Source organism: Acinetobacter sp. 243_ASPC, from assembly GCF_001054715.1.
GTDB lineage: Bacteria > Pseudomonadota > Gammaproteobacteria > Pseudomonadales > Moraxellaceae > Acinetobacter > Acinetobacter soli.
The window spans coordinates 1-11,229 of the sequence record NZ_JVOR01000141.1; the positions used below are offsets into that span (position 1 = coordinate 1).

Annotated in this window: 11 protein-coding genes and 2 pseudogenes; 10 read left to right on the forward strand and 3 right to left on the reverse strand. The window is 41.7% G+C overall.

The annotated features are described in order from the left end of the window. Positions 1–82: 82 nt before the first annotated feature. Positions 83–410 (forward strand): annotated as a pseudogene (locus tag ADA42_RS17455) (hypothetical protein); the annotation flags it as partial. A gap of 7 nt (positions 411–417) precedes the next feature. On the opposite strand, the gene ADA42_RS17460 reads toward ADA42_RS17455, so the two are convergent. The 3 genes from ADA42_RS17460 to mobR form a co-directional block, all read right to left on the reverse strand. Next, entirely contained in the window at positions 418–1,335 is a 918-nt protein-coding gene (locus ADA42_RS17460; RefSeq protein WP_228137609.1) for an IS30 family transposase, read from the reverse strand. Further along, positions 1,332–1,448 carry a hypothetical protein gene (locus ADA42_RS18850; RefSeq protein ID WP_371863699.1) on the reverse strand — a complete coding sequence of 39 codons (117 nt, stop codon included), beginning with the start codon at positions 1,446–1,448 and terminating at the stop codon, positions 1,332–1,334. The genes ADA42_RS17460 and ADA42_RS18850 overlap by 4 nt, the downstream gene beginning before the upstream one ends. Before the next feature lie 126 nt (positions 1,449–1,574). After that, a complete protein-coding gene (mobR, locus tag ADA42_RS17465; RefSeq protein ID WP_048766526.1) occupies positions 1,575–3,242 on the reverse strand; it encodes a phenol degradation transcriptional regulator MobR in 1,668 nt (555 codons plus the stop codon). 417 nt (positions 3,243–3,659) lie between these two features. Between mobR and ADA42_RS17470 the strand changes: the two genes are divergently transcribed. The 9 genes and pseudogenes from ADA42_RS17470 to ADA42_RS17510 all read left to right on the forward strand — a co-directional run. Further along, positions 3,660–3,953, forward strand: a complete 294-nt coding sequence (locus tag ADA42_RS17470; protein ID WP_048766528.1) for a phenol hydroxylase subunit — start codon at positions 3,660–3,662, stop codon at positions 3,951–3,953. Between the two features lie 19 nt (positions 3,954–3,972). Beyond that, positions 3,973–4,977 carry an aromatic/alkene monooxygenase hydroxylase subunit beta gene (locus ADA42_RS17475; protein ID WP_048766530.1) on the forward strand — a complete coding sequence of 335 codons (1,005 nt, stop codon included), beginning with the start codon at positions 3,973–3,975 and terminating at the stop codon, positions 4,975–4,977. 11 nt (positions 4,978–4,988) lie between these two features. Beyond that, positions 4,989–5,255 (forward strand): MmoB/DmpM family protein, encoded by a 267-nt coding sequence (locus ADA42_RS17480; protein ID WP_004971969.1) that lies wholly within the window; start codon positions 4,989–4,991, stop codon positions 5,253–5,255. A gap of 92 nt (positions 5,256–5,347) precedes the next feature. Further along, on the forward strand, positions 5,348–6,874 hold the full coding sequence (locus tag ADA42_RS17485; RefSeq protein ID WP_048766533.1) for an aromatic/alkene/methane monooxygenase hydroxylase/oxygenase subunit alpha: 1,527 nt from the start codon (positions 5,348–5,350) through the stop codon (positions 6,872–6,874). 117 nt (positions 6,875–6,991) lie between these two features. Next, the gene (locus tag ADA42_RS17490; protein ID WP_048766535.1) at positions 6,992–7,354 is read left to right on the forward strand and encodes a phenol hydroxylase subunit P4; all 363 of its coding nucleotides are present in this window, start codon (positions 6,992–6,994) and stop codon (positions 7,352–7,354) included. A gap of 68 nt (positions 7,355–7,422) precedes the next feature. Continuing rightward, positions 7,423–8,484: an NADH:ubiquinone reductase (Na(+)-transporting) subunit F gene (locus ADA42_RS17495; RefSeq protein WP_048766536.1), complete on the forward strand. Its 1,062-nt coding sequence runs from the start codon at positions 7,423–7,425 to the stop codon at positions 8,482–8,484. A 146-nt stretch (positions 8,485–8,630) separates the two neighbouring features. Beyond that, a complete protein-coding gene (gene catA / locus ADA42_RS17500) occupies positions 8,631–9,551 on the forward strand; it encodes a catechol 1,2-dioxygenase (RefSeq protein WP_048766538.1) in 921 nt (306 codons plus the stop codon). Between the two features lie 158 nt (positions 9,552–9,709). Then, a complete protein-coding gene (locus ADA42_RS17505; RefSeq protein WP_048766539.1) occupies positions 9,710–10,582 on the forward strand; it encodes a SphA family protein in 873 nt (290 codons plus the stop codon). Between the two features lie 319 nt (positions 10,583–10,901). Next, positions 10,902–11,229: pseudogene (locus ADA42_RS17510) on the forward strand (hypothetical protein); the annotation flags it as partial.

Here is an 11,229-nt window from a genome sequence, read left to right on the forward strand (position 1 = left end):
TATTTGATTTTATTATGTTAATTTTGGGACTGTGTTATTCTATGATTTTAACGCTAAAAATAATTTACCTGTGCAGAAAAAAATGATGACACCATTGCTCATTGATGCATTAACAATATCTGAAGGTAGGTTTGAAAAACCATGCCCAGCTTTAGTTTTGAAAATGATGTTACTCAATGGGGAAATAAGCAGTGAGTTTTCAGAAAAAATTAAAAATCAAGCATTACTACTGCTCGCGATATATCGTAAGTTATTGCTTGCTGTCGATAGGGATTTATGTAAGGTAAAAATTCTAAAGGACAGTGTGAAAAGAAGACACTGGGGGAAAAATGGATAAAGCACAGGACAAGACAGTGGTTGCAGACCAACTTCGGCTAAAGCGTTTAGATCCAGAAGAAATGATTTTATTTGGCGGATTCAAGCGGCAAGTGCAACAGTATAAAAACCAGCCATAACTTCACTCGGTGTATACCAACCTAGGGTTTTTCTAGGATGATGGTTGAGTGCAAATTCTATCTGCTCTATTTGTTCGTTTGACACGTCATTAAACGATGATGATTTTGGCAGATATTGACGGATTAAATCATTCGTATTTTCATTTCTAGCTCGCTGAATAGACTTGTAAGGATCAGCAAAATACGTCTCCATGCCAACATCAGTAATTCTTTTGTGTTCGGAAAATTCTTTGCCATTGTCAAATGTCACACTATAAGCATAGCTCATTTGTAAACGATCTAATGCACAAGTAATCGTTTGAGAGGATGCTCTCGTTGGCCCTAAATGAACAATATGTACATACAGGCTCTTTCGATCAACGAGAGTCAATAAAGCACCTTTATGATGTTTACCAATCACCGTGTCACCTTCGAAATCTCCTAAACGTTGTCGTTGATCAATGACCTGGTCTCGGCAGTGAATACTTGTTTTATCAATGGCTTGACCCCTACGATCCGTGTTTTTGTAACCGCGTCTTCGATATTTCTTCTGATGCCTTAAGTGTAGATGAAGTTTAGCACCTTTTGATTTATCTTGATAAAGGTACTGGTAAATCCACTCATGTGAAGGTACATCCAGCCAACCACGTTGTGTTAAAGCACCTGAAATTTGTTCAGGTGACCAGTCCAAACCAATCAAATAATCAATATAAGCGAAGGAAAATGCTGTCATTGATGATGAAGGACGGTACCGTCTTTGACTTGCAAATTTAGCTGCCTGTTGAGCTCTATATCCACGTTGCCCAGTTTTTCTTTTTAATTCACGGTAGATGGTTGATCGTGAACGTCCTAACTCCCGAGGAAGGGTAGCGACTGAACTTTTACTTTTCAAATTTGTCAAGGACAAAATTCTTGAGGAATATCACGCCATGTGGCGCATGTACGTAGTTTCCATAAGATCGCTACCATAATATTTCTACTATTCTTTGAACGGTAGCAATCATGTAATCGCATAGTATCTTGAATTTGCTGCCAGATATCATCGTAAGAAAAGTACGTGCCATTGAAAATATAGAAATAAAAATAAGTCAAAGGAAGATTCTAAGTATTTAAAACCAATTCTTCAAATGAGGACACGCCCTAATAATATTTATTAAGTCGATAATCGAGCTTTGCTCGACTAATACCCAACAAACGGGCCGCTTCAGACACATTGTGTTTGGCTTTTTGCATCGCGGTGATAATCAGTTGTTGTTCATGTTGTTCTAAATCAAAACCTTCAGTCAACAGCTTGTCTAAATCTACGTTGGTTTGTTCATCTACGGTATGCTCGCTGTGCATTTGTGGAAATAAGGCTTTCAGTTTAATCAGTTGTTGATCTTCCGTTAGCAGTACCGCACGTTCGAGCAGGTTTTCCAGTTCACGAATATTGCCAGGCCAAGCATAGCTTTGCATAAAATCAGTGGCTTTTTCACTGACGCCCTGAATTTGTTTGCCATACATTTTTTCAAAGCGATTTAAAAAGTGTTCGACTAACAGCGGTAAATCTTCACGGCGTTCACGCAGAGGTGGAATTTGGACAGGAAAAATATTTAAACGGTAATATAAATCGGAACGGAAACGCCCAGCTTTAACCGCTTGTTCTAAATCTTCATTGGTTGCAGCAATCACGCGAACATCAATATGACGGGTTTGTGAATCTCCGACACGTTCCACTTCACCTTCTTGTAGCACACGTAGCAAAGCCGCTTGAGCACGTGGTGAAAGTTCGATCACTTCATCTAAAAAAATAGTACCGCCATGGGCGCGTTCAAATTTACCTACACGTGATTGATGTGCACCTGTAAATGCACCTTTTTCAACACCAAACAGTTCAGATTCAACCAGTTCAGGCGGAATTGCCGCACAGTTGACTGCGACAAAAGCATATTCTTTACGTTGACTCAGTTCATGTACACCACGGGCAAAGGCCTCTTTCCCGACACCTGTTTCACCTTGCAACAAAATGGAAACTTTGGCACCTGCGGCTTTTTTGAGTAAGTCACAAACCCGTTGATAGGCTGCCGATTGGCCGACTGAGCTGAACATACTGTAGTCATTTTTACTGGTGGTATAAATCGATTTTTTAAGTTCATACAATTCGGCTTGTAGTGCAATGAGTTCCTGTTCCATCGGTTCGGGTGACATGAACTGAATCAGTTCATCGGCATTTTCCCATTCACCGAGTGGTTTACCAATAATGCGACAGTTAGCATATCCGCAGGTTTTACATTCCATTTCCTGATAAATAATGGTCATGCCTGTGGCATAACTGCTGTACCCGCAAGCATAGCCTAGCAGCATCCAGCAAGAAGGTTCATTGCTCGGTCCAAACTGTTCAAGATGTACATCGGCTTCAAAGGAGTTATGCCAGTTTAGGTCTGCATAAAACTGTTTTTTCTTTTTATTTATAATCAGTTGATTGGCAGAAACTTGTACCATGCCACGAATACCGTGCATTTGTGGCCCTGCCATAAAAGCCTGCTCATCATTTAAGCCTGGGCGCATTTTCGTAGTGACTTCTGCATCTTTTAGACCTGCCTGATAGCCTAAACGAATAAAAAAGCGTTTGGTGCGTTGTATTCCAATCATATTGACAAGGTCTTTACGCAAATAGCCGATGACGCTGGTATGCATAAGCAACATGCGATATTCGTCAAACCAGATTTGTCCATGCTCAGTGTCAAAATGTAGCTTGGAAAGCAGGTCGTGAATTTCCTGAGGATAGCCTGTATTTTTGCTGCTACTGACGTATTTTACTAGTGCCATGCGCCGTGTTTAATCCATTAAATTCGTGGCTGGTTAGCTATCTTATGCAAATTCGTGAAAATTTAACAATACACAAATAGTATCATGCCAAACCTTAAAGGTATTGAGTTGTATCTCTATGTTTTTGTAGTTTTTATTTCATCTTTATCATAAGCGAATTCTATAAAGCCCAAGGGTAAATTTTTGTATCTGCGCGAGCTGTATTTCATCAAATCATGAAATCTTAAATTTTTTAAACATCAAAATTCATCAAATCATGAAGTCCAAATTCTTATAAAAATACTCAGATTTTTTAAGCTGCTGTTTTTCAAGGTTTTTATAAAGTTGGCACGCTTGTTGTACTAGTAAAGGTAAGCAACAGATGCATGAAGCAACTGAAGCAAGCTCTGAATGAATCAGATCTTGTAGGAGAACAATATGAAGGATGCAACAGGCGCATTGCCCTTAACCAAATATATTCGGGTGACGGGCGATATTGATGCCGCATTTGTCGAGTTCGACTTTGCCATTCACGATCCCACTTTATATGTGGAGTTGGTGTTACCGCAGCAAGCATTCCGTGAGTTCTGCGCAACCAATCAAGTGGTGGAAATGAGCGAACAACAGCAAGCCGTGAATGATGCTGAAGAAGACAAATGGCGTTACGGCATTGAACACGTCACTTTAGTCGGTGCACAGCGATACAACATTGATCATGAAGATCAACACTGAATGCGTAAGGAGATAAGCGATGACTTTAGAAATTAAAACAGCGGGTATTGAACCAATTCGTCAAAACTATGCCTATATTGAGCGCCGTTTTGGCAACAAGCCAGCCACCCGTTATCAGGAAGTCAGTTTTGATATTCAGGCGGAAACCAACTTTCACTATCGTCCGCTGTGGAAACCTGAAAAAACCTTAAATGATAAAACCCATACTGCAATTGAAATGCAAGATTGGTACGTATTTAAAGACCCGCGTCAATTTTATTACGGAACTTATGTGCAGCATCGTGCGCGTTTGCAGGACATCGCAGAAAGTAACTTTGGCTTTTTTGAAAAGCGTCAGTTGGCAGAGCATATTTCTGAAGATGTTAAAGCCAAAGTGATTGCCTTGTTTTTACCGTTTCGTCATATCGAGCAAACTGCCAATTTACACATGATGTCGGGCAGTGCTTATGGTTACGGCACAGTGCTGACCCAAGCCTGTATTTATGCTGCGATGGATCGCTTAGGGATGGCGCAGTACATCTCACGAGTCGGTTTGGCACTCGATGGCAACACGGGCGAATCTTTAATTCCTGCCAAACAAGCATGGATGCAAGATAAGGCATGGCAAGGACTGCGCAAGCTGTGTGAAACCAGTTTGACTGAGCAAGACTATTTCAAACTGTTTTTATTACAAAACTTGGTGATTGACAGTTTTATGAGCGAGTTGGTCTATACCCAATTTGATCAATGGTTGGCACAGCATCAAGCACGTGACTTGGCGATGCTGATGGAGTTTATGCAGGAAGCCATGGCAGATTTACGCAAATGGTCAGACAGCGTATTTAAAACCGCAGCTGCAGAATCTGCACATAACAAACAATTGTTGAGCCAGTGGTTAGCCGAATATTTACCTGAAGTGAAAGCGGCATTTGCAGCGTGGGCAGCAGGGGCGTTGTCTGCAGATGCAGTCGACATTGCAGAACAAAAACTACTAGAACGCAGTAAAAAAATTGGCATCGAACTTGAACAAATTTTGCAGCCTTAAGGAGAAGCAGCATGTCTAAGGTTTATCTCGCATTACAGGACAACGACACGTCGCGCTATATCATTGAAGCGATTGAAGAAGACAACCCAGATGCCACGATTCAATATCTGCCAGCCATGATTCGGGTAGAAAGCGAAACAGGTTTAATTGTCAAAGCAGAAACGGTATCTGAAAAACTTGGACAAGATTGGGATATTCAGTCTTTACAACTCAACATGATTACGTTGGGCGGCAACGTCGAAGAAGATGACGACAGTTTCCGTTTGCACTGGAACTAGGAATAAGGATGTGCACTGAGCCAATTTAAGTACAGTGCCGCCAGAACATATTGCTGCATAGATTGCCGCTAAAAAATTTAAGGATGATGAGCATGAATTCACAAGTTAAAACCCCAGCAAAAAAACTGAATGCCAAAGACCGTTATCGCGCACTCACTCGTGACTTGGATTGGGACTTTTCTTATGCAGACCGCAAAGAAGCCTTTCCATACGAAGAGTTCGAAGGTATTAAAATTACAGACTGGTCTAAATGGGAAGATCCATTCCGTTTAACCATGGATGCTTACTGGAAATATCAGGCAGAAAAAGAGAAAAAACTCTACGCTATTTTTGATGCTTTTGCACAAAACAACGGTCAAATGAACGTGACCAATGAGCGTTATTTGAATGCCATTAAACTGTTTTTAACTGCGGTGACTCCGCTTGAATATCAGGCGTTCCAAGGTTATGCGCATGTGGGGCGTCAGTTCAGTGGTGTGGGCGCACGTATTGCATCACAAATGCAGTCGATTGATGAATTACGTCACGTGCAGACGCAAATTCATGCCATGAGTCATTACAACAAATTCTTTGATGGTTTTCAGGATTGGTCACATATGCATGACCGCGTTTGGTACTTGTCTGTACCAAAATCTTTCTTTGAAGATGCGCGTTCTGCAGGGCCGTTTGAGTTCTTATTGGCGATCAGTTTTGCCTTTGAATATGTGTTGACCAACTTGTTGTTCGTACCATTCATGTCAGGTGCAGCACACAATGGCGATATGGCAACGGTCACTTTTGGTTTTAGTGCACAGTCTGATGAAGCACGTCACATGACTTTAGGTCTGGAAATCGTGAAATTCTTGTTAGAACAACACGAAGACAACGTGCCAATCGTACAGGAATGGATTGATAAGTGGTTCTGGCGTGGGACACGTTTGTTATCGATTGTTGGCATGATGATGGACTACATGCTGCCAAACAAAGTGATGTCGTGGAAGGAGGCGTGGGAAACTTACTTTGAAGAAGCGGGCGGTGCGTTATTTAAGGACTTGAGCCGTTATGGTATTCGTATGCCGAAATATTCAGAAGTGATTACCAAAGAAAAAGAACACGTGTCGCATCAGGCATGGTGGATTTTCTATAACTTCGGTCATGCAGCAGGTTTCCATACATGGATTCCAACCGATCAGGAAATGGATTGGTTATCTGAAAAATATCCAGATACCTTTGACAAATACTACCGTCCAAAGTGGGAAATCGCACGCAAGATGGAAGCAGAAGGTAAGCGTTTCTACAGCGCAGGCTTACCGCAATTGTGCCAGATTTGCCAAGTGCCAATGACATTCACCGAAATGGATGGCGATCCGACCATGTTTGCTTATCGTGAGTCTGTTTATAAAGGCGATCGTTACCACACTTGTTCAGATGGTTGTCACGATATTTTTGAACGTGAACCTGAAAAATATGTGCAAGCATGGTTGCCAGTTAACCAAATTCTACAAGGCAACTGTGGTGGCTTAGATTTGGAAAACATGCTGCGCGAATATTATCGATTTAATGTCGGTGCAGATAACTTGGATATTGAAGGTTCGCCAGACCAGCAACGTTGGAGAAAATGGAAAGGTGATGCGGCTTAACACGCATTCAATATCTAAGGTAAATATATAAAGTTTAAGTTATTTCAAGCTTTAAAATTAAAAGGATTTTGGTTTGAGCCATTTTCGGCTTAAACCACCTCAATACGGAGAATGACCATGTCAGTACGCGCTATTCGCCCAGATTACGACTTTGAACCACGCGATCTACAAAAACACTATAGCGGCAATATTTTGATTTTTGTGGGTTGGGATCATCACACTTTATATTGTTCTGCACACGCCATGTTGGTTTCGCCGCAGCAAACTTTTCAGGAGTTTTTGGATCAGCAAATGCAAGCGGGTTTTCTTCAACATCCTGACTTTGAAAAAATTAAATGGGATAAAGTGCAATTTACCCTGAACAAACAGGCGATTCAGCCACGCCCTGAACAGACCTTGGCAGAAATTGGCTTCGATCATAAATCACTACTGCGCTTTGTAACTCCAGGGCTGAATGGGTACAAGGGCGCACACGTTTAAAACAGCAAGATCACAACTAGATAAAGACAGCAAAGCACAGACAGTAAGTGCAAGACAGGAGGTCGCAGATGAGCTATCAAGTCACAATTGAGCCAATTGGTACAACCATTGAGGTTGAAGAAAATCAAACCATTTTAGATGCCGCGTTACGTCAGGGCGTGTGGTTGCCATTTGCTTGTGGGCATGGCACTTGCGGCACTTGTAAAGTCCAAGTCACCGATGGTTATTATGATGTGGGCGAAGCGTCACCTTTCGCACTGATGGATTTAGAGCGTGAAGAACACAAAGTGTTGGCGTGCTGCTGTAAGCCAGAATCAGACATGACCATTGAAGCCGATGTCGATGAAGACCCTGATTTTCTGGGTTATCTAGTACAAGATTATCAGGCCAAAGTCATTGAAGTGCGCGACTTATCTCCAACCATTAAAGGTGTGCGTTTGCAGTTAGACCGCGCAATGGATTTTCAGGCAGGGCAGTACATTAACGTGCAATTCCCGGGCATTGAAGGCACGCGTGCGTTTTCTATTGCCAATGCGCCAAGCGAGCTCGGTATTATTGAATTGCATATCCGTCATGTGGTGGGCGGTAGTGCAACGACTTATGTGCATGAGCAGCTAGCAGCAGGCGATGAACTGGAATTTTCAGGGCCTTACGGACAATTCTTTGTACGTAAATCGGATGAACAGGATGTGATCTTTATTGCTGGTGGCTCAGGTTTATCTAGCCCGCAATCTATGATTTTAGACCTGCTTGAATCGGGTGATACCCGCACCATCTACCTGTTCCAAGGTGCGCGAGATGTTGCGGAATTATATAACCGAGAACTGTTTGAGAAATTGGTCAAAGACTATCCAAGCTTCCGCTATATTCCTGCTTTAAATGCGCCTAAAGAAGAAGATGGCTGGACAGGTTTTACAGGTTATGTGCATGAAGCAGTTGCTGACTATTTTGAACAGCGCTGTGGTGGTCATAAGGCCTATTTATGTGGCCCGCCGGTGATGATTGATGCGGCCATTTCAACCCTGATGCAAAGCCGTTTATTTGAGCGAGATATTCATACCGAGCGCTTCTTAAGTGCTGCAGATGGGGCAAACGGTCAGTCACGTTCTGCATTGTTTAAACATATTTAAAAAAAATTAGAAAAAACTTAAGGACATCGTTCAGTGCCGTACCAACTCGCTTTGGCACTGACTTAAACCAACACTGGAAGGCAGTGTCGAAAGCTAAAAATAGCACTGTTCAATTCTACAGTGCCAAAATAGACAAGGAGGATTACATGGACCGTCAACAAATTGATACTTTAGTGAAAGAAATGAACGTCGACACTGCGACAGGCCTTGTCGATCAACGTGTACAGCAAATTGTAATACGTTTGGTGTCAGACTTATTTCAAGCCATTGAGGATTTAGACATTCAGCCTTCTGAAGTCTGGAAAGGTCTGGAATACATGACCGACGCAGGCAAAGCCAATGAACTTGGTTTACTTGCAGCAGGTTTGGGTCTGGAACATTATCTAGATTTACGTGCCGATGAAGCCGATGCTAGAGCAGGCGTGACAGGTGGTACACCACGTACCATTGAGGGGCCATTGTATGTTGCAGGTGCGCCTGAATCAGTTGGTTTTGCGCGTATGGATGACGGTTCAGAATCAGATCATATAGATACTTTAATTATTGAAGGTAAGGTCACTGACACACAGGGCAACATTATTGAAAATGCCAAAGTCGAAGTTTGGCATGCTAATGGTTTGGGCAATTATTCATTCTTTGACAAAACCCAGTCTGACTTTAACTTGCGCCGTACCATTTTTAGTGATCCAGCAGGTAAATATGTAACGCAAACTACCATGCCAGTTGGTTATGGCTGCCCACCAGACGGTACGACTCAAGCTTTATTAAACAAACTGGGTCGTCATGGTAACCGCCCTTCTCACGTGCATTACTTTATTTCTGCAACAGGTTTCCGCAAATTGACCACTCAATTTAACATCGAAGGCGACCAATATCTTTGGGATGACTTTGCCTTTGCTACCCGTGAAGGCCTAGTCGTTACAGCAGTAGATGTGACTGATCCTGCAGAAATCCAGCGCCGTGGTTTAGACAAGCCATTCAAACACATCACTTTTAACTTTGAATTAGTCAAAGACCTAAATAACGAACCATCAACCGAGGTAGAGCGTCGCCGCGCAAGCACATAATTTACCTTCCCTAATGCTGACTTTCCAAATTTTCCACAGCGTACACCAGTATCATCAAGCCATTTGGTGATGCTGCTCTCTTCAGTTTCTGGCCAAGGTATGAAAGATTCAACATGGCAAGCAAACTTCATCAAAATTTGCATTGAATAGGATGTTCTATGAAAAACAAAATCTACGCACTCATGTTATTGAGCGGTATAGCAACGCATGTCTGTGCAACTGAAAACGGTTTAGACTCTTTTGCACTGGGTGCTGAAGGCATTGTAGCAGGTGCTTTGCCACCACCTGGGGTATATTTGCTGAACTACTACCAAAATTACCATGCCAGTGAGTTTAAAGATGGTCCCGATAATTTCCATGTCGATGTAAATGCCTTTATTCCACGTCTGGTGTGGATGACCCCACAACAAATTGTAGGCGGGCAATTAGGCTTTTATGCAGCACAGCCTTTAGTCAATTTACGTTTAAATGTGATGGGCGCGTCAGATTCTAACAGTGGACTCGGAGATTTAGTGATAGGCACTATGCTCGGTTGGCATAAAGGTAACCATCACAGTATTGCAGCTCTGGAAGGTGTTTTGGCTACTGGAGATTATGACAATGCCAATCTACAACGTCCTGTAATTGCGAATTTAGGCAAGAATTATCACACCATTCGGCCAGTTTTGGCTTACTCGTATTTGCAGCCACAAGGTTGGGAGTTTTCGACCAAACTGTCTTATAGTTTTAATACCGAAAATGACGATACCAACTATCAATCGGGGGATTATTTTGCTGGGGATTATGCAATCGGTTATCAGTTAAATGATCAAGTGAAATTGGCACTAGAAGGCTATGTGTTTAAACAAACCACAAATGATGAAGTGAATGGTGCCAGTATTGGCAATAAAGGACAGGCATTGGCATTTGGCCCTGCAATTCAATACAAACAGGATAACTGGTCATTAGAGGCGAAGTTCCTGAAAGAAACCGAAGTGGAGCATCGTCCTGAAGGACATTCCACCACCTTAAAAATGGTGTGGGCATTCTAACGACTCAGAGTTCTTACTGAGACGATGATCTTAAGATTAAGCCAAGTTAAACTTGGCTTAATTCTTTAAACTTCTTGGTTTGATTCTAGACAGGATCGTGGACAACCTGCCCCTCTAAACTTTTAAAATATTTCTGTTCAAAGGCTTCTGGGCTTAACCAGCCGTTTGATTTAGTATAAAAATAAGGTTAGTAAATAAATCATATAATTCAGATACTTTTTTGGTAAATATAAAATATATTTGATTTTATTATGTTAATTTTGGGACTGTGTTATTCTATGATTTTAACGCTAAAAATAATTTACCTGTGCAGAAAAAAATGATGACACCATTGCTCATTGATGCATTAACAATATCTGAAGGTAGGTTTGAAAAACCATGCCCAGCTTTAGTTTTGAAAATGATGTTACTCAATGGGGAAATAAGCAGTGAGTTTTCAGAAAAAATTAAAAATCAAGCATTACTACTGCTCGCGATATATCGTAAGTTATTGCTTGCTGTCGATAGGGATTTATGTAAGGTAAAAATTCTAAAGGACAGTGTGAAAAGAAGACACTGGGGGAAAAATGGATAAAGCACAGGACAAGACAGTGGTTGCAGACCAACTTCGGCTAAAGCGTTTAGATCCAGAAGAAATGATTTTATTT

What these genes read in the sequence shown, in the direction of transcription:
- mobR (WP_048766526.1), bottom strand. Translation starts at nt 3,242, where the DNA reads ATGGCACTAGTAAAATACGTCAGTAGCAGCAAAAATACAGGCTATCCT.
- ADA42_RS17475 (WP_048766530.1), top strand. Translation starts at nt 3,973, where the DNA reads ATGACTTTAGAAATTAAAACAGCGGGTATTGAACCAATTCGTCAAAAC.
- ADA42_RS17505 (WP_048766539.1), top strand. Translation starts at nt 9,710, where the DNA reads ATGAAAAACAAAATCTACGCACTCATGTTATTGAGCGGTATAGCAACG.
- ADA42_RS17490 (WP_048766535.1), top strand. Translation starts at nt 6,992, where the DNA reads ATGTCAGTACGCGCTATTCGCCCAGATTACGACTTTGAACCACGCGAT.
- ADA42_RS17470 (WP_048766528.1), top strand. Translation starts at nt 3,660, where the DNA reads ATGAAGGATGCAACAGGCGCATTGCCCTTAACCAAATATATTCGGGTG.
- ADA42_RS18850 (WP_371863699.1), bottom strand. Translation starts at nt 1,448, where the DNA reads ATGCGATTACATGATTGCTACCGTTCAAAGAATAGTAGAAATATTATG.
- ADA42_RS17480 (WP_004971969.1), top strand. Translation starts at nt 4,989, where the DNA reads ATGTCTAAGGTTTATCTCGCATTACAGGACAACGACACGTCGCGCTAT.
- ADA42_RS17485 (WP_048766533.1), top strand. Translation starts at nt 5,348, where the DNA reads ATGAATTCACAAGTTAAAACCCCAGCAAAAAAACTGAATGCCAAAGAC.
- ADA42_RS17495 (WP_048766536.1), top strand. Translation starts at nt 7,423, where the DNA reads ATGAGCTATCAAGTCACAATTGAGCCAATTGGTACAACCATTGAGGTT.
- catA (WP_048766538.1), top strand. Translation starts at nt 8,631, where the DNA reads ATGGACCGTCAACAAATTGATACTTTAGTGAAAGAAATGAACGTCGAC.